The 25,459-nt window shown below is 40.1% G+C and carries 23 protein-coding genes; 9 read left to right on the top strand and 14 right to left on the bottom strand.

The features are described from left to right. Positions 1-4: 4 nt before the first annotated feature. Positions 5-991 carry a PASTA domain-containing protein gene (locus tag B4Z47_RS09470; protein ID WP_070565008.1) on the bottom strand — a complete coding sequence of 329 codons (987 nt, stop codon included), beginning with the start codon at positions 989-991 and terminating at the stop codon, positions 5-7. Between the two features lie 147 nt (positions 992-1,138). Between B4Z47_RS09470 and B4Z47_RS09465 the strand changes: the two genes are divergently transcribed. Then, positions 1,139-2,146, top strand: a complete 1,008-nt coding sequence (locus tag B4Z47_RS09465) for a D-alanine--D-alanine ligase family protein (RefSeq protein WP_159332759.1) — start codon at positions 1,139-1,141, stop codon at positions 2,144-2,146. 203 nt (positions 2,147-2,349) lie between these two features. Here B4Z47_RS09465 and B4Z47_RS09460 read toward each other — a convergent pair whose 3' ends face one another. From B4Z47_RS09460 to B4Z47_RS09450, 3 genes are all read right to left on the bottom strand, one after another. Further along, positions 2,350-3,558 (bottom strand): serine hydrolase, encoded by a 1,209-nt coding sequence (locus tag B4Z47_RS09460; RefSeq protein WP_236560121.1) that lies wholly within the window; start codon positions 3,556-3,558, stop codon positions 2,350-2,352. A gap of 152 nt (positions 3,559-3,710) precedes the next feature. Continuing rightward, complete coding sequence (locus tag B4Z47_RS09455) at positions 3,711-4,205, bottom strand: dihydrofolate reductase (RefSeq protein WP_159332761.1); 495 nt, start codon at positions 4,203-4,205, stop codon at positions 3,711-3,713. A 61-nt stretch (positions 4,206-4,266) separates the two neighbouring features. Continuing rightward, positions 4,267-5,088 (bottom strand): thymidylate synthase, encoded by an 822-nt coding sequence (locus B4Z47_RS09450; protein WP_070565019.1) that lies wholly within the window; start codon positions 5,086-5,088, stop codon positions 4,267-4,269. Positions 5,089-5,354: 266 nt separating this feature from the next. Between B4Z47_RS09450 and mtaB the strand changes: the two genes are divergently transcribed. Next, a complete protein-coding gene (gene mtaB / locus B4Z47_RS09445; protein ID WP_115049709.1) occupies positions 5,355-6,677 on the top strand; it encodes a tRNA (N(6)-L-threonylcarbamoyladenosine(37)-C(2))-methylthiotransferase MtaB in 1,323 nt (440 codons plus the stop codon). A 177-nt stretch (positions 6,678-6,854) separates the two neighbouring features. On the opposite strand, the gene B4Z47_RS09440 is transcribed toward mtaB, so the two are convergent. After that, positions 6,855-7,751 (bottom strand): EamA family transporter, encoded by an 897-nt coding sequence (locus tag B4Z47_RS09440; RefSeq protein ID WP_145330304.1) that lies wholly within the window; start codon positions 7,749-7,751, stop codon positions 6,855-6,857. Positions 7,752-7,926: 175 nt separating this feature from the next. On the opposite strand from B4Z47_RS09440, the gene B4Z47_RS09435 reads away from it, so the two are divergent. The 3 genes from B4Z47_RS09435 to B4Z47_RS09425 all read left to right on the top strand — a co-directional run bounded on the left by B4Z47_RS09435 (position 7,927) and on the right by B4Z47_RS09425 (position 10,999). Then, entirely contained in the window at positions 7,927-8,499 is a 573-nt protein-coding gene (locus B4Z47_RS09435; RefSeq protein ID WP_046673998.1) for a C40 family peptidase, read from the top strand. A gap of 91 nt (positions 8,500-8,590) precedes the next feature. Continuing rightward, positions 8,591-9,094 (top strand): hypothetical protein, encoded by a 504-nt coding sequence (locus B4Z47_RS09430; RefSeq protein ID WP_236560122.1) that lies wholly within the window; start codon positions 8,591-8,593, stop codon positions 9,092-9,094. Between the two features lie 345 nt (positions 9,095-9,439). Continuing rightward, positions 9,440-10,999: a calcineurin-like phosphoesterase C-terminal domain-containing protein gene (locus tag B4Z47_RS09425; protein ID WP_070565031.1), complete on the top strand. Its 1,560-nt coding sequence runs from the start codon at positions 9,440-9,442 to the stop codon at positions 10,997-10,999. Between the two features lie 422 nt (positions 11,000-11,421). Here the strand turns inward: B4Z47_RS09425 and B4Z47_RS09420 are convergent, their stop codons facing one another. The 5 genes from B4Z47_RS09420 to B4Z47_RS09400 form a co-directional block, all read right to left on the bottom strand. Further along, positions 11,422-12,747 (bottom strand): mechanosensitive ion channel family protein, encoded by a 1,326-nt coding sequence (locus B4Z47_RS09420; protein WP_286727273.1) that lies wholly within the window; start codon positions 12,745-12,747, stop codon positions 11,422-11,424. A gap of 39 nt (positions 12,748-12,786) precedes the next feature. Continuing rightward, the gene (locus B4Z47_RS09415) at positions 12,787-14,157 is read right to left on the bottom strand and encodes a nucleoside permease (RefSeq protein WP_070565037.1); all 1,371 of its coding nucleotides are present in this window, start codon (positions 14,155-14,157) and stop codon (positions 12,787-12,789) included. Positions 14,158-14,202: 45 nt separating this feature from the next. Next, positions 14,203-14,829, bottom strand: coding sequence for a bifunctional nuclease domain-containing protein (locus B4Z47_RS09410; protein ID WP_070565041.1), 627 nt, complete (start codon positions 14,827-14,829; stop codon positions 14,203-14,205). 115 nt (positions 14,830-14,944) lie between these two features. Continuing rightward, complete coding sequence (locus B4Z47_RS09405; protein ID WP_115049713.1) at positions 14,945-15,919, bottom strand: electron transfer flavoprotein subunit alpha/FixB family protein; 975 nt, start codon at positions 15,917-15,919, stop codon at positions 14,945-14,947. Between the two features lie 20 nt (positions 15,920-15,939). Continuing rightward, positions 15,940-16,677 carry an electron transfer flavoprotein subunit beta/FixA family protein gene (locus B4Z47_RS09400; RefSeq protein WP_070565047.1) on the bottom strand — a complete coding sequence of 246 codons (738 nt, stop codon included), beginning with the start codon at positions 16,675-16,677 and terminating at the stop codon, positions 15,940-15,942. Positions 16,678-17,078: 401 nt separating this feature from the next. Here B4Z47_RS09400 and B4Z47_RS09395 point away from each other — a divergent pair, with 401 nt between their 5' ends. Beyond that, positions 17,079-17,411 (top strand): tetratricopeptide repeat protein, encoded by a 333-nt coding sequence (locus B4Z47_RS09395; RefSeq protein ID WP_046674005.1) that lies wholly within the window; start codon positions 17,079-17,081, stop codon positions 17,409-17,411. A gap of 84 nt (positions 17,412-17,495) precedes the next feature. Continuing rightward, positions 17,496-17,915, top strand: a complete 420-nt coding sequence (locus B4Z47_RS09390) for a copper resistance protein NlpE (RefSeq protein ID WP_070565053.1) — start codon at positions 17,496-17,498, stop codon at positions 17,913-17,915. A gap of 171 nt (positions 17,916-18,086) precedes the next feature. On the opposite strand, the gene B4Z47_RS09385 is transcribed toward B4Z47_RS09390, so the two are convergent. From B4Z47_RS09385 to rsmI, 4 genes are all read right to left on the bottom strand, one after another. Further along, positions 18,087-19,223, bottom strand: a complete 1,137-nt coding sequence (locus tag B4Z47_RS09385; protein WP_145330292.1) for a cysteine desulfurase family protein — start codon at positions 19,221-19,223, stop codon at positions 18,087-18,089. Between the two features lie 208 nt (positions 19,224-19,431). Continuing rightward, entirely contained in the window at positions 19,432-21,057 is a 1,626-nt protein-coding gene (gene lnt, locus B4Z47_RS09380; protein WP_145330290.1) for an apolipoprotein N-acyltransferase, read from the bottom strand. A 23-nt stretch (positions 21,058-21,080) separates the two neighbouring features. Then, complete coding sequence (locus B4Z47_RS09375; RefSeq protein ID WP_145330288.1) at positions 21,081-21,842, bottom strand: PH domain-containing protein; 762 nt, start codon at positions 21,840-21,842, stop codon at positions 21,081-21,083. Positions 21,843-21,878: 36 nt separating this feature from the next. Beyond that, positions 21,879-22,544, bottom strand: a complete 666-nt coding sequence (gene rsmI / locus B4Z47_RS09370; RefSeq protein WP_112373630.1) for a 16S rRNA (cytidine(1402)-2'-O)-methyltransferase — start codon at positions 22,542-22,544, stop codon at positions 21,879-21,881. A 111-nt stretch (positions 22,545-22,655) separates the two neighbouring features. Between rsmI and B4Z47_RS09365 the strand changes: the two genes are divergently transcribed. Continuing rightward, a complete protein-coding gene (locus B4Z47_RS09365) occupies positions 22,656-23,729 on the top strand; it encodes a class I fructose-bisphosphate aldolase (RefSeq protein ID WP_115049722.1) in 1,074 nt (357 codons plus the stop codon). Between the two features lie 305 nt (positions 23,730-24,034). After that, a complete protein-coding gene (gene serS, locus B4Z47_RS09360) occupies positions 24,035-25,306 on the top strand; it encodes a serine--tRNA ligase (RefSeq protein ID WP_286727269.1) in 1,272 nt (423 codons plus the stop codon). Positions 25,307-25,459 lie beyond the last annotated feature (153 nt).

The following is a 25,459-nucleotide window of genomic DNA, read 5'->3' as shown; positions in this document are numbered from 1 at the left end:
ACACTTAAAAGCCAAGACTATTCCCTTTACTTTCTTTTTCTTTTTTCTGCCCTGCAGTTGGATTTGTTGTTGTCGATTTAGCTGCTGGCGTATTTGTTGTGGTACTTTTCGCTGGAGCAACGGGCTTAGACTGAACCGGAGCTTTTGCTGCTGGCGGAGTAACCTGTGTTTGGTTTGCCTGTGGTTTAGGAGTTGGCGTACCTCCAGCTGGAGCACCTGTAGTTGTTGTTGGTGCCGTCAATGAGAGCGTTATGTCTATTTTAGCCCCTAAGCTGGTTAAGCCTTTTTCTATTCCTGGTGATTGTACACTGATTACTGCGGTGGCTGTATCCGTTACATTGGGATCATAAGTCACTGTGCCTAGGCCTAGACCAGCTCCAGATAGGGCAAACTTCGCTTCGTTTAATGGAAGACCAATTAAGTTGGGTATTTCCACTTCATTAGCACCGAGTCCATTTCCCAAAACTAGATCTATACGTGAACCCTTAGGAATCATGCGCCCGTTACGGATTGATTGTCCAGCAAATTGAGCATCCAATACGATGTCCCTAGCGATATCGGCGACATAAGAAGTGTCTCCGATTCTAAGGTTATGGTTTTTCAAAATAGCCGTTGCTTCGATCAATGTTTTATCCTTTATATTCGGAAAGGCAACTTCAGGTGCAACTTGTGTGATAATGGTCAAATAAATAGTCCGCCCCGATTTTACATGAAATCCTTGTTCGGGATCCTGCTCGATGACCATTCCTGGTTTGGCGTCCATCTGGTAGACGGAGTCAATTTGATATTCCAGCCCCGCGTCTTCCAGCGCCTGGATGGCAGCACTGATATGAAGGCCTTTCACTTTAGGAACGGCTATAGATTCATCATGTTTGGTATATATTTTCAGTCCAACATAAACGAAAAGGAATAGACATACTATCGCGATAAAAGCGGCAATAAGATTTTTCCTAAAAGTGGGGGTCTGAAGATATTGTACGACTTTGGACATTTCTCTGTTTTGATAAAAATTAATTCTGCATAGAACCGCAATATTAAAGCCAAGTTTGCAGAATGATTAAATAAAATTATTCCTCACAAAATTATTCGTTTTTCCGTGTATAGCAAATTATATTTGCTATTCGAATCGCTAAAATTTATGAAAGCAAAAATAGCATTAATAACTGGAGGTTATACAGGAGAAGCTGAAGTTTCTTTTAAAAGTTCTGCCTTTGTCAATTCTCAACTTGATCACGACAAATACGATATATATTTGATTACAGTGACCAAAGAAGCATGGTACTATGAAGATTTGGACGGTAAGCGGCATCCGATTTCAAAAGCAGATTTTACACTTCCATTGAACGGAGATATCTTAAGCTTTGACTTAGCATTTATTATGGTGCATGGTGTGCCCGGAGAAGATGGAAGACTTCAGAGCTATTTTGATTTATTAGATATTCCATATACCTCATGTGATGCCTTGACTTCGGCATTGACTATGAATAAAGGGTATACAAAAGCGATTTTATCGGATATCCCGGAATTGCATTTGGCAAAATCGGTCTTATTGTTTGAATCGCAACGCCCGGAAGCGGTTAAAATCGTCGAAAGCAATCTTTCGCTGCCGTATTTTGTGAAACCTAATGCCGGTGGAAGTAGTATCGGAATGACCAAAGTAAAGGAATCGGCACAACTGCAGGAAGCGATTGATAAAGCTTTTGATGCAGAGAATACCGGGAAACAGGTTATTGTTGAAGAATTTGTGACTGGACGCGAATTTTCCGAGGGAATTTTTAGGAATTCAAAAGGCGAACTCGTTGTTTTGCCGGCTACCGAAGTTCGTACTACACGTGAATTTTTTGATTATGAAGCCAAGTATGTACCTGGATTGACCGAAGAGATTACACCAGCAGACCTGACTACGGAAGAGCAGGAGCGCGCTGCACGTATTTTAAGGGAAATTTATGTGAGATTGAACTGTAAGGGTATGGTTCGGGTGGACTTCTTTTTGGAAAAGGATACCGATAAATTTTATTTTATCGAAATTAATACCATTCCGGGGCAGACTCCACAAAGCTTTATTCCGCAGCAGGTACGGGCTTTTGGAATGAAGGAGGGGGATTTTTACGGGGAGTTGATCGAAACAGCTTTACAATCGAAGTAGTTTTGTCCTATCTCAGTAAGACTTGAGGCAGGGACTATATGGCTGGAGCGCGGATAAGCATGCATTACGATGATGATACACTGCATTTCCCGGCCACAGCCCGCTGATCATTCGCATAAGCAGCCTTCGGCCAAGGGGGATAAAAATATGCCACGATGCTGCACAAAAAAGGCTTTCAATTTCCTGAAAGCCTTTTTTGTGTTTTATTTTCTGAAATCAAATTTCGATAGATCGGGTTTAAACTTTTTAACCCTTTTCAGCTCCTCCTGATAAATTACCTGACCGATATTTTTTAAAAAAGGATAGGTTACTGTTTCATATTCGTAGCGTCCATCGTTGTAGATGCCATTTTCATTGGACTGCACAACAACGGCGAGCATAAATTCCACGCCATGTTCAAAGTCGACGATATAGGCATTATCAATATTATAGCCGTAAGAATCTCCATACTTGTTGAAGATCCGGATGTTGGGATTTAAGATCGCATTTTTTTCACGGCCATAAAAAAGGAGCTTGCTATACGTTGGCCAGAATTCTGCTGGATCATATTTTGGAAAATCCGATTCAAAGGGGTAGCGCGACATATAATCATAGAGGAGCGCGTAATCATCTTTTTTCAGATTGAATCTTTCTTGAGGCTGAAATGCTTCGGGAAATAACAGCTTCTTCAATATCAGCTGTTGATCTTGCAAAGCGTATACATTTAATCCTTCAAAACTCCAGGGTTCATGAACAAGTTCATCTTTATCGTTCATGTAACCTTTCCCCTGAAGCGTATTGGACAGCTTGATGGTATAATCCTTGGGATCGAACTGTGCTTCTTGTTTATAGATAATATCCTTCCCCTTATAAAAGGTGACGGGGTTAGTATGTTTGGCCCATATGCCTTTGTCGCCAATAGCAAGACGGTTGACAATGCGGCTGTAATTAGTGCCGTATTTTTTTAGTTTCGCATTCAGTTCTCCACGGCCAATAAATTCGAAAAGCCTGTTTTGGGCATCGTTGTCGCTGGTTAATAAGATCTTTTTAACATATTGAGCAACAGATGGAAGGCCATTGGCGGCGGATTCATCCACAAGAACCTTAGTCTGCTTTTCAAAAGCAGAATCGATGCGTAGTGGGGTATCTTTGCTGAGACCGTCAATATGCAGGTCATTGATTTTTTCCAAAGCCAGAATTGCTGTCGGCAACTTCACTGTACTTGCGGGATAAAAATACCAGTTCGGATTCAGTCGATAGCTATAGGACCTGAAATGTGGCTTATTGGATTTGTCACGATCAATCTGTGTATACAGAATTTGTACTTCATTTTTCGTCGGATGACTTAATATGTTTTGAAATAGATCGGGATGACTTTGGAGTAATTTTTCCAGGTAAACAGTATCTATCTTCTGAGCGTATAGATCTGACATGAATAGAGTAAAAATTAGGGTGAGGTATTTTTGCATGTGCTTTAGATCAAAGTGTCGCGCCTGTAAGCTCTTCTATCGCTTTTAATGGTGATAGGATCATGAAGCAAAAAGCTCCATGATCCTATCGCGTTTTGCTATTCGTAAACATGGAATTATTTTCGCGTATAAACTTCAAAGGTATAAGCAAATGCATGTTTGTCATCGGCCTGATGCGAATCTGAGGCAACTAATTCCCATTCTTCTGACGGCAATTCAGGAAAGAAGGCGTCACCTTTGATAGTTTTGTGCACGCGTGTCAGAAGTACCTTATTTGCCAAGGGTAACGCTTGCTGATAAATGTTTGCGCCACCAATGATGAATACCTCACGTTCATCCCGGCAATACAAGAGTGCCTCTTGGATGCTGTTGGCAACATCAATGTCTTCTCCCTGGAAATTCGCATTACGTGTAATGACAATATTCCTTCTGTCTGGTAATGCTTTGCCTATGGCCTCAAAAGTCTTTCTGCCCATTAGGACAGAGTGCTCAACGGTATTTCTCTTAAAATATTTAAAGTCGTTGGGTAAATGCCAAGGCATCTGATTGTCGATTCCGATGGCATTGTTTTCCGACGCAGCTACGATTAATGTGATCGTTGGGTTGCTCATTTTTGATATAAGGTGATTATTCGTTCGCTAAAATATATTACAAAATCAGGTACCTTTCTTGTTAAACGGCCACCGGAGCTTTGATATGTGGATGGGATTCGTAGTTTAACAATTCAAAATCTTCAAACTTAAAATCAAAGATATCTTTTACTTCAGGGTTTATTTTCATCTGGGGTAGCGCTTTTGGCTCGCGGCTCAATTGGAGCTCCGTTTGCTCGAAGTGATTACTGTAGATATGTGCATCGCCAAGGGTGTGGATAAACTCTGCGGCTTCCATGTCGCAAACCTGTGCGACCATCATCGTCAATAAAGCATAAGAGGCAATGTTGAAAGGAACGCCCAAGAATATATCGGCACTACGTTGATAGAGTTGACAGGACAATTGCGGCTTTAAGATACCTTTTTCAGGTTGTGCCGGAGCGACATAAAACTGAAAAAAGGCATGACAAGGAGGTAATGCCATATGCTCTATTTCGGCAACATTCCATGCCGATACAATAATACGGCGTGAATCCGGTGAATTTTTTAGCTGGTTGATAACCTGTGTGATCTGATCGATATGACGGCCATCGGGTGTTGGCCAGGAGCGCCATTGTGATCCGTATACAGGGCCCAAATTTCCTTGTTCGTCAGCCCACTCGTCCCAAATGCTTACGCCATTTTCTTTGAGATACTGAATATTGGTTTCACCTTTAAGAAACCAGATCAATTCATGGATAATGGATCGCAGGTGTAATTTCTTCGTCGTTACCAAAGGGAAACCTTCCTGAAGGTTGAAACGCATCTGATATCCAAAGACACTTTTGGTACCTGTGCCCGTACGATCTGTCTTTACAACACCATTCGTATATACATGTCTGAGTAAATCTAAATATTGTTTCATCTGTAAAAAGTAATTATTAAATACCAAATATCAATGCTATAATCGAACTGGATAGAACGAATAGCACTATTTTATGTGTCTGATTCTCAATCGGGGAATATTTGAATACATCATGTCCGGCTCTAATTTAGTTTGTCCGTAATAAGCCGCCGGTGCATTCAACCTTTCAAGATAGTCAAAACTAAGGAAAATCCTTATAACGAGAAAGTCAAAACTTAAAATGATAAGAGGGGTTACTGAAAAAAAATGTAATTTTGCAAAATATTATGGAGAATAAAAAAGTAGCTTTTTATACACTTGGATGTAAACTGAATTATTCGGAGACATCATCCATTGGTCGTTTATTTAAAGATGCGGGCTATGATACCACAGCGTTCAATAGCCGTGCAGACGTTTATGTAATCAATACATGTTCGGTAACGGATAATGCTGACAAGAAGTGTAGAAAAGTAGTGAAGGAAGCTTTAAAGCACTCTCCCAACGCCTATATTACGATTGTTGGCTGTTATGCGCAGCTAAAACCAAAAGAGATTGCAGAGATTCCCGGAGTGGACATGGTCTTAGGTGCAGCTGAAAAGTTTAATATTATTGAGCATATCAATGATTTGACGAAACAGGAAAAAACGATCGTTTATAATGGTCCAATCGATGAGACCAATCAATTTGTCTCGGCTTATTCGATTGGCGATCGTACGCGTACGTTCCTAAAAGTACAGGACGGCTGCGATTATTCATGTACATTTTGTACGATTCCTTTGGCACGTGGCGGAAGTCGCTCGGGCAAGATCGAAGATATTGTGCGTCAAGCTGAAGAAATTGCAGCTTCAGGCGTCAAAGAAATCGTTTTAACAGGTGTAAACATTGGCGATTTTGGTATTCGGGATGGTAAGCGCGAAGACCGGTTCTTGGATTTGGTACAAGCACTGGATGAAGTCGAAGGGATTGATAGAATCCGTATTTCCTCGATAGAACCCAATCTTCTTTCCAATGATATTATTGAGTTTGTGGCCCAATCAAAACGTTTTGTTCCACATTTCCATATGCCATTGCAGTCTGGAAGCAATAAAATTCTGGGTTTAATGCGCAGAAGGTACAAAAGAGAGCTTTACACAGAGCGCGTCGCTTTTATCAAGTCATTGATGCCTAATTGCTGTATCGGTGTTGACGTTATTGTCGGATTTCCGGGAGAAACACGTGAAGACTTTATCGATACATACAATTTCTTGAATGATTTGGATATTTCTTACCTGCATGTCTTTACCTATTCAGAAAGGGAGAATACAATTGCTGCTCAAATGGACGGTGCTGTACCGGGAGCTCAACGCAGCGACCGTAGCAAAATGTTGCACATCCTTTCGGAGAAGAAGCGCCGTGCGTTTTATGAGTCACAGCTTGGTGAGACTGGTGATGTTTTGTTTGAAGCAGACGAAAAAGATGGTTATATGCATGGTTTTTCTAAAAACTATGTCAAAGTACGGACCTTATACGATCCATTATTGGTGAATGAGGTTGTGCCGGTTAAATTTATGGAAGTAACGGATTCCTGTGAAGTGGAAGTAGAAGAAATTCCGGAGACATTGACACATTAATCTTTTTAAGGGTTATACTATATTAAGATTTATAACATATAAAAAAGGCAATCTTCCCGCATAAGATTGCCTTTTTTCGCTAAAGAGAATTCCAAAATTTCCCTATTGATTGCAGTATGCTGTTGTATTTCTGATCAAATTGACGGCTGAAATCTGACCGGAAGTAAATCGGTACCTCTAATGCGTACTGCTCTTTGCTGCGTTCAACCAGATGACGGTACCCAAGATCAAAAGCACCCCGAGCCATTGTATCGTGGATACACTTTCATGAAGTATAAAAAATGACATACAGGTGGCTACAGGTAGCTCCGCCGAACTCAATATTCCGCCTAAGGAGAAGCCTGTTTTAGGTAAGCCGTAGGCAAACAATAAAGGCGGGATGACTGTGCCAAATAGAGAAAGGATCAAGCCGAAATAAAGGAAGTTACCATCAAATTGACCATTCCATAAATAAGCAGGTGGAAATAAGGTAAAGACCATGATACAGGCCCCCGTTACCATAATAGCGCTTTTTTGAATGGGGTGATAGTCATTGCCGACACGACCGTTGACGATCATGAAGACCGAATAGGCGGTCGCCGCTAAAAGACCAAATAAGACACCTGTTAAGTTGAGCTGTTGTAAGCCTTTTTCAATAAGTCCAGTCGCTAATAATGTTGCAATGAGTACAATGCCGATGCCAATCAGGTTGTTTTTTGAAGGTTTTGCCTTGAAAAAGATAAATTCAATCAGCACACCGATCCAAATATACTGCATCAACAGTACAATGGCCAAGGAAGCCGGAACAAGCTGTACACATTTGTAATAGAGAATGCTCACCAAACCGGTCGAAGTACCACTGATTAATATCTTGATCCATGAAGATTTCTTGCTTGAAGAGTGAAATGACTTTGCCGAAAAGAGTTTGATGATGATATAGATAAGCCAAAGGATAAGCATGCCAAACAATACCTGAATTCCCGTTACCTCTCCTAAATTCAACCCTTTACCATAGGCTTTTTTAACAAACGTTGATAGTATCCCAAAACTACTCGCACCTAAAAAGACAGCTAATGCACCTTTTAATTTTTCCATTCTCAAATAAATTAGGCGTCAAAGTTACGATTTCTGAACAATTCTTTTTCTTATCTGACGTTCTTATCAAGAAAAGCAATCTCCGGGGGCAAGCAAATTTATTGGATATCAACAGCAATTTAATTAAGTTTGTTATGCAAGTAAGTTTGTTAAGCAAGAACGTAAATCGAACAGCATGGGTGTCAGATCTTATTTTATCTTCTTTTTAGGTGCAGTTCTATTTTTGAGCAGTTGTTCAACGAAGAAAAAGGTACTTAGCTCCAAAACACATTCTTCCAATGGTTCGGTTTTGACAGATGCGAGCTCAGCGCGTGGAAAAACTTTTTCGGGATCCAAACTTGACAATTATGCAGACTTGCTCAATGTGAGTACCAAAAAACTAAATCCGCACCTTTATTCCTTTATTGACGATTGGATGGGGATACCGCATCGTATGGGTGGACAGACCAAATCGGGGGTAGATTGCTCGGGATTTGTTAATCTGCTCTATATTGAAGTATACAAAGGGAATTTGCCGCGGACTTCGCGTGACATGGAAGGAATAGTAAAGAGAAAAAAGGTCGATAAACTTGAAGAAGGAGATCTCGTGTTTTTTTCTTTCGGACGAAATGGAATAGATCATGTTGGTGTATACCTGCATAATAATAAGTTCGTTCATGTTTCGACACGGAAAGGTGTTATTATCTCTGATCTTTCCGACAGTTGGTATGCGAAGACCTTTGTTGACGCGGGCTCTCCCAATATCTAAACGCGTGAATTTCATGTAGGTTTTATGTCATATCTTGATATAAACTTTTATACCCTGTATAAATCCTTATTTTTGTCAAAATTTTATAGAAATGACAATCAAGAGTAAGAAGATTTTTTTGGGCCTTTGTATTATTGTGCCGTTTTTGATGTATTGTGTTTATTACTACAGTAATATGATCAAAAATGCCCCTTTTCGTTTTGCCGATTTTGAATCCATTGAATTCAAATATGGCGAGCCGAACCACATGGTCAACGAATACAATTCAAAAACACGTATCTATAAATATTTAGACAAAAAAGATTCTCTAATTACCGATACTGTAAAATTTACAAAAGACGATTTATTATACCTGCATCGCAAAGCAATGGAGCTCGGCTTTTGGAACTTGGATACTGATATGACCGGTCCTGAATGGCAGCAGGATTCAACAAATTCTAAAGTCCCACGTTTTTATTTAGAGTTCAACTATAAAGATAAGTCCAAGCATATCACTTTGGATGCAGATTTTGCAGGCAACCCTCGGATGCACGATGCAGCAAAATCAATGATCGATGAAGTCAACCGCATGTTGGCAACTGCGCAAGCCAGATAGTTAAGAAATAGGCCCTAAGGGTAAAGAGAGAAATCAAGTCATTGGTTTCTCTTTTTTTGTGCCGAATATCCGTCTGAAAACAAAGGATGGAAGAAGGATTTAACCGGCCAACAACATATATGTTAATGGGGATTTTATAGGGACTTAATAGGGACCTGATAGGGACCTCATTCGGATGAATACGTATAAAACACGGATAAAGTCCCTATAACGATACTGCCAAATATGGATTAATTAATACAAGAGTGTTAAATGGCTTCCTTTGTTTTTTTGATAAATTCTTTATATTCTCTTTATACTCTGTTAACCTGAATCGAATACCTTAGCGCCAAAACAAAATTTCATATGAAAGCATTTTTGGCACTAGCAATTTCCTGGGCATGCGTAAACGCTGTGCAGGCGCAAGATTTTGCAAAAGGAAAAGTTTATCTGGACGCAAACAAGAACGGAAAATTAGATAAAAACGAACAAGGCATTGCGTCTGTTTCTGTTAGTAACGGGCGTGAAGTGACAACGACTGATAAAGATGGTAATTACCAATTGCCCGTTGGAAATGACAACATCATTTTTGTGGTTAAACCAACAGGCTATGCTTTGCCCTTGGATGAAAATAACCACCCAAAATTCTATTATATCCATAAAGTAAACGGTAGTCCAGTTTCAAAATACCCTGCTGTTGCTGCTACAGGAAAAATCCCTGCTGCTGTAAATTTTGCAATGTATCAACAAGATGAGGATCCTAATTTTTCAGCTTTTGTTTTTGGTGATCCACAGGCTTACACGGAGGAAGAACTGGCCTATTTCAAAAATGGTGTGATCAATGAAATTTCCGATAAGACAATTGCAAAATTCGGAATAAGCTTAGGCGACTTGGTGGGAGACGATCTTTCACTTCAGCCAAAATATAAATCGGTGATTTCCACGATGGGCTTGCCATGGTATAATGTCATGGGAAACCACGATATGAACTATGATGCTAAAGTGGATAGCCTCTCCGATGAATCGTTCGAGCGGACGTTTGGCCCCAATAATTATGCGTTCAACTATGGAAATACGCATTTTATCATTCTTGATAATATCATTTATCCGAATCCACGGACAGGTAAAGGTTATTTAGGCGGATTCCGTAAAGATCAGCTTGATTTTGTGGAAAATGACTTAAAAAACGTTGCTAAAGATAAATTGATTGTGTTGGCATTTCATATTCCTTTATACCATCAAAACTCGGATGTCTTTCGTAACGAAGATAGACAACGTCTGTTCGATATTTTGGCTCCATTTAAGCATACCTTGTCTTTATCCGCGCATACACACTTTCAGCGGCAATATTTTTATGGACAAAACGAAGGATGGAAACAAGAAAAGCCACATCACGAGTATAATGTGGGTACAACCTCGGGCGACTGGTATTCGGGCGAGTTGAATGAAAAGGGAATTCCTGTTTCTACAATGCGGGACGGTACACCAAAAGGGTATGCCATCTTAAAAATCGAGGGCAACCAGTACAGTTTTGATTATAAGGTTGTCGGTAAGCCGGCAACGTATCAGATTGATTTATATGGCGCATCAGTCGTTCCAGAAAAATACACAAAGAAATACCCGATATACGCTAATTTTTTCATTGGAAAGGAAGGTGACAAGGTAACGTATAGAATCAATCAGGGCGAATGGAAGGAAATGGATTTTGTCAATGAAAACGATCCGGCATTCCTAAATTCTCTTGCTAAATACGATACAGCAACCGAATTAAAGAATACGCGTAGACCTTCGAACCCCGAAAAATCCAGTCATCTGTGGACAGCTAATTTGCCCAAACTTAAAGCTGGTAAATATCAGATTGAGGTTCAGGCGGTTGATCTTTTCAATAGAGTACACCTGGCAACAAAGACTATTGAGGTGAGATAAATAAGCATTTGTAGAGTTGTTTTAAGTTTAAAGATAGCTTAAGATGCACTTAACATAACGATCCTATATTTGTGTAGAGTAATTTTTGATTCATAAAGAGTTAGGGTTAATGTGTAGATCTGTTGTGAAACACGTCTGAAAATTTAGTTTGTTTTTAAAGTGAAGGTAATCTCCCCAGATTACCTTTCACTGTTTTAGACCTTTTAGGCTATCTTACGATACCAGCATTTAACTGCTTCTCGGCTGGCCTGTTCTTACAGTTCATTTGATTTATGCAGACAAGGTTTTGCCTGGTAATTCGTTTGGTATATGAACCTTAGCAATATATGAACACATAGTTCGGCTGAACACTTGGTTCGACAGCGATATTTTCTTCTGAAAGTGTCTGATGTTATTGGCCAGAAAGAACATTCCGTTCGCTTTTATTGTTGTTGGTCTGCGAAGTCATGAAGGCTTTTATGCCGGATAGCACGCCGAAAATCATCCGATGCCGGATTTTCAAAGATCTCCAGGTCGAAGTATTTTGTGGCGGCAAATAGGTGGTCGAATACATCCGAAACAATTCCTTCGTAATATTCCCAGCGGATATCGTTTACAAAGAAATAAAGTTCGACTGGAACACCGTGTTCGGTTGAAGCAAGCTGACGCACCATCAGGGGCATGGTCTTGTGGATATTGGGGTTTTGACGTAAATAGGTGAGTGTGTAAGCTCTGAACATCCCTAAATTGGTCATTTTGCGACCGTTTATGGGGCTTGACTGATCTATCTGCTGCTGGGTGTTGAATTGGTCAATTGTCCTGGCGCGCTCTTCGATATACGGCCGCAGGATCTGTATATTTTTGAGTTTTTCAATTTCTTCATTTTCTAAAAATCGAATCGTGGAAATTTTGATATTTATGGCCCGCTTTAAGCGCCTACCGCCCGACTGCTGCATGCCCCTGTAATTTTTGAACGAATCCGACAATAGCGTATGTGTCGGTATCGTCGTAATGGTCTTATCAAAGTTCTGTACTTTTACATTATTGAGGTTAATCTCTTTGACCGTTCCATCGGCGCCATATTTGGGCATCTCTATCCAATCTCCGACACGGATGGAGTCATTGGCCGAAACTTGTATACTGGCAACAAATCCTAGTATAGTGTCTTTGAATACCAACATCAGAATTGCGGATGCGGCACCCAAGGATAATAAGAAAGACCAGGGAGATTTTCCTGTCAATATTGAAAAGCAGATCGTTCCGCCGATAAATAATAAGATAATCTGACAAACCTGTAAATAACTCTCCAGAGGTTTGTCTGCAAAAGATTTCTTCATGCGCAGCATATCCCGCAAACTTTTCAGGAGCGAATGAATAATCAATAAACTGACGACAGTCGTCGCTATGTCAAGTACTTTATTGCTGTTTTCTTTCCAGGCTGGAAAACCCATGAAGATAATGGGCATGATATATTGTGCCACTAATATCGGAACAAAATGAGCAACAAGTTTCAGTGTTTTATTACGGATCAACAGATCATCAAAGCGGTTTGTACTACGTCTGATGGCTTTGATTGTTAACAGGAGTAATGTTCTTTTGGTGAAATAGTCAATGATGATCAAAAACAAGACAACCAGTAAGAGTAAAAGGATCGAGTTAACAAAATGACTCCCCTGATTATCAAGGCCAAATTGTTTAATCCATTGAAATGTCCAATTATAGATGTGGGATTGAGAATCTTTGAATAATTCCGTTGCTGTGCTTTGCATGTTACAAATATACAAAAAGCCGCAATTAGCGGCTTTTTGTTATTTTGAATTGAGCGGTTCACGCTCGTGTTTATGTCTAAAGAAGACCGCAAAAAGGACTGCTATAATCAAGGTGTAGATGGCAAAAGCTAGCCAGATGTCATGCCAGTCTTTTAGCATGAGGTTACCACTTAACATGCCGTCAGGTAAGATTGAGATACTCTTTTCCTGCAGAAAATGTAGAAAATGGGTGTTGTCGATTGTTGTATCTAAATATTGTGCGAGATCTTTGCTGTTTTGAAAACTTTTGGTAAAGTAGTGGTCAATGATCCAACCCGATGCAAAACTGCCTACAACGGCACCAAAACCATTTGTCATCATCATAAACAAACCTTGTGCCGAGCTGCGTATGCTCGAAGTTGTTGAGGTTTCAACAAATAAAGAACCTGAGATATTAAAGAAGTCAAATGCCATACCATAGACGATACAGGATAATACAATCATCCAAAGTCCGCCTGCAGGGTCACCAAAGGAGAATAATCCAAAACGTAATACCCAGGCTAACATCGAAATCAGCATGACCTTTTTTATACCGAATCTTTTGAGAAAAAATGGAATAGCCAAAATAAATAGTGTCTCGGATATCTGGGAAATCGACATAATGATGGTCGAATATTTCACAACGAAAGATTCTGCAAATTTAGGATAGAATTTAAATTCATCCAAAAATACATCACCGTAGGCATTGGTCAGTTGGAGTGCGGCCCCCAAGAACATGGAAAAAATAAAAAATAAAGCCATTTTATAATTTCCGAAAAGTTTAAATGCCTCTAAGCCTAATAGTTGTGTCCAGGAGGCATCTTCCTGTTGTAACTTTTTTGGTGGACATTTAGGTAGCGTAAAAGCATAGAGACTTAAAGCCAGCGCTGCGGTTCCGGCGATATAAAATTGATAAGCTGTAGCCTTGTTGCCGGTTAAATTGGTGATCCACATGGCGACGATAAAGCCTATCGTTCCGAATACCCGGATAGGGGGGAATGCCTTGACCAAATCGTAGTTATTTTCATTCAATGCCGTATATGCAATGGAGTTGGATAGGGCCAAAGTGGGCATATAAAAACACATCGCCGCTAGCATTGCATAAAAAAAAGTGTTTGGATCATTTACCTGCGGTAAATAGAATAAAACACCCGCATAACATAAGTGAAGGATAAAATATAATCTTTCGGCATTTATCCAACGATCGGCGATAATTCCCATCAGGGTAGGCATAAATAAAGAAGCGATCCCCATGGTTGCGAAAATAGCTCCAAATTGTGTACCATCCCATTGTTTTGTGCCAAACCAATAGTTTGCTATTGTAATCAACCATGCTCCCCAGACAAAGAACTGAAAGAAGCTCATAATGGTCAATCTTAATTTAATAGACATAAATCGATGTTATTTAAAATTTTTATTTCGCTTTAATGAAAGGAGTTATTTTCTTTTGGAAATCTCATCCCTAATCAAGGCAGCCTGCTCGTAGTTTTCTTCGGTCAATGCCTGATTAAGTGCTTGCTCCAGTTGCTCATCTGTCAACGAGGAGAAAGGATTTTGTGGGGATTTTGAAGGTATTTTTTCTTCGACCTCAACAACACTTGGATCCTGAACTTTGTTGGATTTGTCCAGGTTTTCCAAAAATGCAAACTCATGTCCTTCAATGATAATTCCAGCAGAGGACATAATAAATTCGTAGGCATAGATCGGAGCTTCAAACCGTACAGCCAGTGCAACTGCATCGGATGTCCGGGCATCAATTTCTACAATCTTGTTGCCGTCGGAACAGATAATTTTAGCATAAAATATCCCTTCAATCAAATTATAGATCAGTACTTCAATGAGTTTAATACCAAAAGAATCTGCAAAAGATTGAAATAGGTCGTGTGTGAGCGGACGACTAGGAATCATTTTCTCTATCCGAATAGCAATAGCTTGAGCCTCATGGCTGCCGATGATGATGGGCAATCTTCTGTTGCCCTCCACTTCTCCCAATACAAGAGCATAAGCGCCAGATTGTGTTTGACTATAGGATAAACCAACGATATCTAATCTGATTTTCTTCATTTTAATTCCAAAGCGGTCTACAAACTTAGATAAATTTGCTTTTATATGCAATTATAACAACTAAAAACTCCCCATTCATTTTGGATAAATGGGGAGAATATATCGGATGAAAGCTTTAAATACCTTTGTAAGCCTTCAATGCCTGCGTTAATTTCGGAACGACGTCGAAGGCATCGCCTACAATTCCATAGTCGGCCACCTTGAAAAAGGGCGCTTCTGGATCTTTATTGATGACAACGATTGTTTTGGATGAGCTTACTCCAGCCAAATGCTGGATTGCTCCGGAGATACCGATTGCGATATAGAGATTGGGACTCACTACAATACCTGTCTGGCCTACGTGCTCCGAATGCGGGCGCCAGCCAGCATCGGATACTGGTTTTGAACAGGCTGTAGCCGCGCCAAGCACATCGGCGAGTTCTTCAATTATCCCCCAGTTTTCAGGTCCTTTTAGACCACGGCCGGCAGAGACGACGATTTCAGCTTCCGGAAGGGATATTTTGTCTGTTGCACGAACAATCTCTTTGACCATAGTTGTAAAATCTGTTTGGTCAATATTCGGAGCAAAAGTTTCGACATTTGCGCTACCACCGGTCTCTTTTGTTTCATATGCATTTGGACTAAGTGCGATGACTTTTATATCCGAGGTTAGTTCGAGCGTAGCGAAAGCCTTATTGGAAAATGCCGTCTTTTTGACAGTCAGTTTGTCGCCATTAATGGTCGGCAATTCGAGTGCGCCATCGGCCAGACCAGCCTCCAATTTGGCTGCAATACGTGGAGCGAGTCCCTTACCTGAGAATGAGTTGGACAGCACAAGTATTTTTGAACCGGTACTTTTTACGGCTTCAGCAATGATGCTTGCATACGCTTGGTTTACAAAAGAAGCAAGTTGTTCATTATTGACATTTAATACTTTGGAAGCACCGTACTTACCCAAACCAGCAAGTTCGTCTTCAGCGACATTTCCGATTGAAATAGCCACAAGATCAGTCTGTATGTTATCGGCGATGGATTTTGCATAAGAAACAACTTCAAAAGCTGATTTTTTGAATTTTCCATCAGTATTTTCTACATATACGAGTATAGACATAGTGTTTTAGCGTTTAAAGATTAAATAACTTTAGCTTCGTCGTGAAGAAGAGAAACTAATTTTTCTACCTCGGCAGCGTCAACAAGTTTGACCGTACCCCGTGGAGCAGGCGTCTCATAGCTGACAATGTGTTCAAGAACGTCTATTGCGGAAGGTTCCAGCACATCCAATGGTTTGGTCCGTGCGCTCATAATACCACGCATATTCGGTATTTTAGGTTCGGCAACACCTTCGGCAGTGCCAATGACGATGGGTAGCTTTGCTGTCAATACTTCTTTTCCACCTTCAATCTCGCGCTCAACTGTGACTGCGTCGCCCGCAATGTCAACTTTTTTGGCAATGGAAACAGAAGGGATATGCAGCAGTTCTCCTACGATTGCTCCCACTTGAGCACCGTTATAGTCGATTGATTCCCGGCCGGTTAAGATCAAATCAAATGCATTGTCTTTGGCATATTGTGCTATCTGATTCGCAACAAACCAAGCATCGCGCGGAACGGCGTTAATCCGTACAGCATTGTCTGCACCAATTGCCAATGCTTTTCGAATGGTTGCATCTGTAGATGCATCGCCCACATTGATGACAGTTACGGTTCCTTTTCCACCTTCGGCCAACTCAACTGCTTTGGATAAAGCAATTTCATCATAAGGGTTTATAATGAATTGTACACCAGCTGTATTAAATGCAGTGTTGTCATTTGTAAAAGTGATTTTGGATGTAGTGTCAGGGACATTACTTATACAAACTAATATTTTCATATACGATTGGTTTTACTCAAACTTACCATATTTTCTTTCAATTAAAAAGTGCTAAGGCGTTTTAAATGCTGTTAAAAAGTCGTCTTGTGATTTTGATGAATTTGTAATTTTACTAGTTTTTTTCTTTTATTTTTTTTGATGTGATATAATATTGAGGTGTTTTGTTGTCTTTTTTGTAATTTTTTATTTTAAATAGCCGGTTCTTGACAATAGATTTATTACGTCAGTAAATTGTCATTTTATATGCTAGCATAGTAATTTCATAAAGCATCACAGCTCATTCGGGGTTCCTGTTTATAAAAGCCTTTCGTGTGATATGGAGAGACGGGGAATTGTTTTAGTGGATATACAATTAAATTGCATATAATATGCAATTTGTCTAAGTTTGAAATAAAAAAGATATGTCGACACGATTGGATCAACTGAATGAATTTTTGAAAGAGAGCCCTGAAGATCCATTTTTAAAATATGCGATTGCAGCTGAATATCTCAAGCAGGAAGATGAACAAGAGGCCATGGTAAGATTTGAGAATTTAGTACATACAAATCCAGATTATGTAGGAACGTATTATCATTTGGGTAAATTGTACGAAAAATTGAATAGACAGGAGTCCGCGATTAATACCTATAGATCCGGGATTGAGATCGCTCGCAAGACGCGTAATTTCCATGCTTTGGGCGAGTTACAAGGTGCATTGTCATTCTTGACAGACGATGATGAAGATGATTTTTAATCTTTTCTAAATTTTTGGTATTTAATTTGTTATGAATTTATTGGTGTAACTGTTAGATGCTGATTTTTTTGAATTTGGAATGAGATGAAAAGGTATATTTGGATTGTGGGTTTGTTATTGACAATTGGAATGGTGGGATGTGATAATCCCAAACAAAGTGTTGCGGTCTATAAAGATAATTTACAAGACCTAAAAGGTAGGGATAAGGCGGAAGTAGTGATTGGTGAATATAGAGGTGTCATGCCTTGTGCGGATTGTGATGGTATAGAAACGCTTATTTCATTGCATGCAGACAACACCTACCAATATTCATCTAAATACCTTAATAAAAGTGATGATGTGTTTATGCGTGAAGGAAAATGGAAATTGGATGGCAACATCATTACATTGGACGGCGTCGACTATAAGTTCAAATTAGGAAATCGGATACTCAGTCAACTGGATCTCTCTGGAAATGACATAACGGGTGATATTTCCAAATATTATGTTTTGACAAAAAATTGATATGTAGCCTAAGGGATATATTAAAACATAAAAAGCCGAAAATATACTTTCGGCTTTTTATGTTTTTGGATGTATAGCTGTTTTTCGGCTATTGAATAAGTTCTTTCTTGCTGCAAGCCTGATAATTTATTTTTCACTTGCGGGGCATGCTCGACGCTTTACCTATAAATGCTATTTGTTCTTTGTACAAAGTTCTTTCAAGGTTGCTACCACAAAATCGACTTCTTCCTTTGTATTATGCTTGCAGAATGAAAAACGAACCGAAGGACGCTCCGAGCTTGATTTGATTGCACCCAATACATGCGATCCGATGTCTGTTCCTGAGCTGCAGGCACTGCCACCAGAACAAGAGATTCCTGCAATATCCAGGTTGAATAAAAGCATGTCAGCAAGGTCACTACATGGGAAAGAAACATTCAGTACGGTATACAGTGATTTTTCTGGTTCAATAACACCATTAAAATCAATTTCGGGGATTGCTTTTTGCAACTCGTCGATCATATAAGATTTGAGTCCTTGAATATAAGCGCGGTGTTCTTCCATGTGCTCATAGGCAAGTTCCAAAGCTTTGGCAAGACCCGCTATTCCATAGACATTTTCTGTTCCGCCACGCATGTTACGTTCTTGTGCTCCACCGTAGATCAATGGTTTAATTTTGTTGTTGGCATTAATATAAAGAAAACCAACTCCTTTCGGACCATGGAATTTATGTGCAGCTCCGGTTATAAAATCTATTTTCAGACTGCCAAGATCATGTGGGTAATGACCCATGGTCTGTACAGTATCCGAATGGAATATCGCATTATAGTTTTGGCATAACTCGGCGATGCGTTGAATATCGTTGAGATTTCCGATCTCATTATTGGCATGCATAATGGAAACAAAAGTACGCGGATTGGTACTTAAAAGTTCTTCCAGCTGGTTGAGATTTAAATTACCTTTCTGGTCAACTTCCAGTAAATCAAGGTGTACCTTACCAGCTTTCTCCAACTCCTCTAACGTATGCAATACCGCATGGTGCTCAATAGGTGAGGTGATGGCATGGGTTATTCCAAAGTCGGCGATTGACCTAACGATGGCCATATTGTCCGCCTCGGTTCCACCCGATGTGAAGAAGATCTCGGCTGGAGATACATGAAGCAGATTGGCGATCGTTTTACGTGCTTTTTCTACAATTGTTTTTACTTGTCGTCCGTGACTATGGATAGAAGATGGATTTCCAAAGTTATTGTTCATCACATCGACCATTACTTTTATTACTTCAGGATCTAAGGCTGTAGTCGCTGCATTATCAAAATATACTTGCATGCCGCAAAATTACAAATCTCTCAAGTAAATTAGAGGTATTAAATGACTTATTTTTATCATTTTATTTTCCTAATTGTAGCTGACAGTGCTGGCGTAGCGGGTCTCATCAGAATTAGGCTCTTTTGCCTGGAAAGGAATAAGATGAGTATTTTTCCGTTCTGATGAAAAAAATAGCGCCAATCTATTACTTCAGTTTGGCACTACTTTTCTATTTTGACAAGTTCTTTTTTGGTCTGACCACGATGAGTATCACAATTCCTCCTAGTGCGAGCACCAAACCCAAATAGGCAGCGATATCACCTGCTTGCGTGTAGAACGTAATTTCTTCATTTAAATTAATTTCCTGATTTAGGGCCGCAGGCTGCCACCATTTAGTCTGTTGTACAATATCACCACGTTGATTGATAAAGCCTGAAATCCCTGTATTTGCCGATCGGGCAACCCAGCGCCTGTTTTCAATCGCACGCAGTTTGGCATACTGTAAATGCTGGTCTTTACCCGAAGTATTGCCCCACCAGCCATCATTAGTGATAATGGCAATAAACTGAGCGCCTTTTTTGACGTATTTGGAAACATAATTGCCCCAGATGGATTCATAACAGATAACGGGTGCGGCACCAATACCGCTCTGGGCATAGAATACGGAAGGTTCAGCCTGTTTTCCGTAGCCACCCGTCGTACCACCGAATGCTTTAAATAGAGGTTTCAGGAAGTTCATCGCTGCTCCAAAAGGCATTTGCTCTACGCCCGGAACGAGTTTGGACTTATGGTAAAACTGAAGTTTGGAGGAATAATCGATCAATGTTGCGGCATTGAAATTATCCTGATATACATTAGGAGCTATTTCACGCGCAGTAGGTGTTTTTGCATAGTTGTAAAGCTGATAACTTTCAATACCTGAAAGTACATTGCCATTTTTATATTGATCTAAAAATTTTAAAATGCGCTGGTAAGAATAAGTTTCCCTAAAGTTTTCCTCATCAAAATCGCCGTTCTGTGAAAGCGCAGTTTCAGGCCAGATAAAAAACTCTGTATTGGGTTTGGCGACCGAATTTGATAAAGAGAATAAGGTATTTAATTGTTCTTCAGGACTTAAATTGAATTTAATATAAGGGTCAATATTAGGCTGTACGACGACAATCTGTGCCGGATTCTGATGTTCTTCGTAGTTGAAGTAACGTATCAGCGAGTAGGTACTTGGAATTAATAAGACTGCAGCCAAAGAAGCAATCGGGACAATCTTATGTTTGATCGGATAAAGTCCTTTTCGATTGAGGTAAAGTGTAAATACTAAGATATTGACCAGCCAGATCCATATTGTTCCGCCATAAACCCCTGTGATGTCATACCATTGGATCAATTGATGGAAATTGGCGAAACCATTGCCCAAAGTCATCCAGGGGAAGGCTAAATCCCAGGATTCGTGTAGAAATTCATAGCTTATCCAGAATCCCATTAATCCGAAAAGGGATAACAGAATGTTCGTTTTACGTCGTAATTGCCCATAAAGCCTGAAAGCTAACGCCATTAAAGCGGCGCCAAGGCAAAAAGGGATCAGGCTGATGATAACAGCGGCAAAAGGCGGCATAACTGCCGAAATGGAGTTGTATACCCAGTAAATGGAGGCCGTATTCCAGATAACTGCGGTGAGTCCTGCAGTAAGAAATATGTTGAGGCCTTTCTTTTTGAATGTTTCACTCCGGATAATATTTTCCACTGCAATGAGTAGTGGAACAAACCCAATAAATAACAATGGACTGGAATAGGGGATTGGAGGCCAGCCCAACCACAATAAAAAGGCACTTAAAAGTGCCAGTAAATAGTTGTTTTTCACAATATATTTTCTTCCATTTATGATTATAAACTGGATAAAACTTCTCTCTTTTTACTCTCGTATTCCTCTTGGGTAATCAATTGTTTGTCGAAGAGTGTTTTTAATTTTTTGAGCTTTAAGGTAATTTCATCATCTTCCTCTTCTTTGGCGGGAGCGGGAGGGACGATAGGGGCTGCCGAAACCGGAGGAACAGCAGGGGTTGATCCGGTCGGTTGCTGTGCCTGAATTGGCGCCGCTGGAGTTGGCTGGCCAGATACATAGGACTGTGGTGCCGATGGAGCAGGCGCTGTAACTGCTGGCTGAACCGCTGCATTATTTTCTTGTCGCTCGATGATCACTTCCTTTGCAACTGTTGGAGCAATGACTATTTTTTCTTTTTCGGCGGCCAGTTCGGCTTTTTTATAATTTTCAAGTGCAGCTTTAATATATTGATAAAGCTTTCTCGCCTGAACTTTCGGGATATAATCTATGCTCAGATTTTCTCCTGTAAAAGGGATAACAGTCACTTTTGAACCAAATATTTCTTCCTTAAAAGCAATATCCTTGATGTCTTGCCAGCCGAAGATTTCAAAATCAGTGGCCAAGCCCAGTTTGGTAAATTCGCACATAAAAATGCGTTTATTACTAATCGTGATACTATCCGGTAAAATGGTCACAGCAGGTTTCTTTTGAACTGCGATATAATCTATTTTTTCTCCTGGAGTAAGCATATCTTGGACTTTAGTCACCAATTTTTCAATGATTTTTATGTCCTGCCCATCCTGTGCAAATTGTTCCATGTTCATGTCAAATACTTTTTAATACCTAAAGATTGTCAAAATTTATTCCAATCCTGCTACACAAAATACAAATTCTCCTTTAATCGGATTGTTTTCAAAGTGTAATTTTAAATCAGTTAATGTTCCCCGAACATTTTCTTCATAGAGTTTGCTCAACTCACGTGATATCGACGCCTGTCTTTCTGGTCCAAAAACGGTGATAAATTCTTCGATGGTTTTGAGAATACGATGTGGTGACTCGTAGAAGATCATTGTTCTTTTTTCTTCTGCCAACGCTTTTAAGCGTGTTTGTCTTCCCTTTTTTACGGGTAGAAAGCCTTCAAAGCAAAAACGGTCGTTGGGAAGGCCCGAATTGACAAGCGCTGGAACAAAAGCTGTTGCGCCTGGTAAGCACTGCACTTCAAGCCCTTCTTTGATGGCTTCACGCACAAGCAAAAATCCCGGATCTGAGATCGCCGGTGTCCCTGCGTCTGAAATCAATGCAATGTTTTGCCCTTCTTTCAAGAATTTAATGATTTCAGATACCGCTTTATGTTCATTGTGCTGATGATGCGCAAATACTTTTTTGTCGATTCCAAAATGCTTCAAAAGCGGAGCGCTGGTCCTTGTATCCTCTGCTAAGATGAGGTCCACTTCTTTCAGGACATTGATCGCACGGAACGTCATGTCCTCCAGATTGCCAATAGGTGTTGGAACTAAATATAACATGGTCAAAGTTAAGTTTTTTTTACTATATAATATGCGCTAAAACATTCTGTGCTTTTTGGAGTTTTATTTTAAAGATTATGGTAAACTCCATCACTTTATTTTAAATAAATTATGCAATACATTGAAAAAATACAGGCACATCTGGGTGCTGAAGCGAGTTATTTGTTAGAATTTGATCAACCCGCAGTTTCCAAAACAATGCTTCATCTTCCACAAGCAGCATTTATTGACCAAGTATATAGTTCGAGTGACCGTAGTCCTCAGGTCTTGCGGAGTTTGGGGCAACTTTTTGGAACGGGTCGATTAGCCAATACCGGTTATCTTTCGATACTGCCTGTTGATCAGGGAATCGAACACAGTGCAGGAGCTTCTTTTGCGCCAAATCCACAGTATTTTGATCCAGAAAATATCGTCAAGCTAGCCTTGGAGGGAAATTGTAATGCCGTGGCTTCTACCTTTGGTGTTTTGGGCGCTGTTGCGCGAAAATATGCACATAAGATTCCGTTTTTGGTTAAAATAAATCATAATGAACTATTGACCTATCCTAATCGAGCCGATCAAATCTTGTACGGAACAATTCGCGAGGCCTGGAATATGGGGGCTGTTGCGGTAGGGGCAACGATTTACTTTGGGTCTGAGGAATCCGACCGTCAGATTATAGAGGTAGCAAAAGCATTTGAAGAAGCCCATTCCTTGGGGATGGCGACGGTATTATGGTGTTATCTGCGCAATTCGGCGTTTAAAGTTGGCGATACAGATTATCATTTGGCTGCGGATCTTACCGGACAGGCTAATCATTTGGGCGTAACGATCAAAGCAGATATTATTAAGCAAAAACTACCCGAATTGAACGGCGGCTTTAAAGCGCTGAATATGGGTAAAAGCAGTTATGGAAAGCTGGATGAACGCATGTATACCCAGCTTTCTTCCGATCATCCTATTGATCTGTGCCGCTACCAGGTGCTTAATTGCTTTGCCGGTAGGGCAGGCTTGATCAATTCTGGCGGGGCTTCGGGGCAGAATGATATACAAGAAGCTGTAAAAACAGCGGTTATCAACAAGCGCGCAGGTGGAACAGGTTTGATCTCCGGTCGTAAGGCCTTTCAAAAACCAATGAATGAAGGTGTCGCATTATTACATGCCATTCAGGATGTTTATTTATGCGACGAAGTAAGCATAGCTTAGCAAATGCGCGACCCCTGAGTTCATCAGGTTGAGTCTCAGCATAGGGTTTGCAAGTATAAATCAAATTGTAGAGCGTATCGATTAAGCATTTAATCGATACGCTCTTTCTATGGATAAGGGTTTGTAAAGATCTATCCCATTGAAGACAGACCTTCAATGGGTTGATGAATGTTAACCGGTGCGATGGAAATAGTGCGCCGTAAAGCAGTCAAAAAGCCTTTTGGATAGTGGTATAGGAATAAAATAGCTTGTAAATAAAGGCAAATTTATCTAAGTTTGTTCACTATTTTAAATAACACATTATTATGTTGCAATTGAATTATATCCGTGAGAACAGGGATACGGTAATCGAAAGATTGGCTGTCAAGCATTTCAAGGAAATTGGATTGGTCGACGATATCATCAGTTTAGATGAAGATCGCCGTAAGATCCAATCGGAATCGGACGCACTTTCGGCAGAGGCTAATGCGGCAGCAAAACAGATTGGAGATCTGATGCGCCAAGGTAAAAAAGAAGAAGCTGAAACCGTTAAATCCAAATCCTCGGGATATAAAGAGCAAGTGAAGCAACTTTTGGATCAATTGGGTACAATTGAGGCACAATTGAATGAGAAGATCGTACAATTACCTAATTTACCGCATCAATCGGTTCCAGCAGGAGTAAGTGCTGAGGACAACGAAGTTGTTTTGAGCCATGGCGAAATCCCGGCTTTGTCGGAGGAGGCATTGCCGCATTGGGAATTGTTGAACAAATATGATATTGTTGATTTAGAGCTTGGCGTAAAAGTTGCCGGTGCAGGTTTTCCTATCTATAAAGGTAAAGGTGCTAAATTGCAACGGGCATTGATCAATTTCTTTTTAGATCAGGCCGCAGAAGAAGGTTATGAGGAAGTACAGGTGCCCATTTTGGTCAATGAAGATTCTGCATTTGCTACGGGACAATTACCGGATAAAGAAGGACAGATGTACTATGTGGGTAACGACAATCTGTATTTGATCCCTACAGCTGAAGTTCCGGTCACCAACATTTATAGAGACGAGATTGTGAAAGAAGCACAGTTTCCAATTAAACATTGTGCTTATACACCATGTTTCCGTCGTGAAGCAGGTTCATATGGGGCACATGTACGTGGATTGAACCGACTACACCAATTTGACAAAGTGGAGACGGTGCAGCTTGTACATCCTGAAAAGTCTTATGAAGTGCTCGAGGAAATGAGTTTATACGTACAGCGTCTGTTGCAGAAATTAGAGCTTCCTTACCGTGTATTGCGCCTTTGCGGTGGAGATATGAGTTTTACTTCTGCATTGACCTATGACATGGAAGTGTATAGTTCTGCTCAGAAACGTTGGTTAGAAGTATCTTCCGTTTCCAATTTTGAAACTTATCAAGCGAATCGTTTGAAAGTCCGTTTTAAAAATGCTGATGGCAAGATGCAGCTGGCACATACCTTGAACGGTTCGGCGTTAGCTTTACCACGTATTGTCGCAGCGCTATTGGAGAATAATCAAACGGAAAAAGGAATTAAGATTCCTGCAGTTTTGGTGCCGTACACTAAATTTGAGTATATCGATTAAATATCAATAAATAAGTTGCTTTTGCACTAATTTAACATCACAGTGAAAGACGCTCAGCCTGAGAAGGTAGAGCGTCTTTTTTTTGTTATAATTCGATTTTAAAGTGTTTAGAATCATTATAAATTACTTGTGTTTTAATACAGAAAAATAATA

The organism is Sphingobacterium sp. UBA2610 (assembly GCF_002339225.1).
In the GTDB taxonomy this organism is placed as follows: domain Bacteria; phylum Bacteroidota; class Bacteroidia; order Sphingobacteriales; family Sphingobacteriaceae; genus Sphingobacterium; species Sphingobacterium multivorum.
The sequence above is the reverse complement of the archived record's forward strand: the minus strand, read 5'-3'. Positions and strand labels throughout refer to the sequence as shown.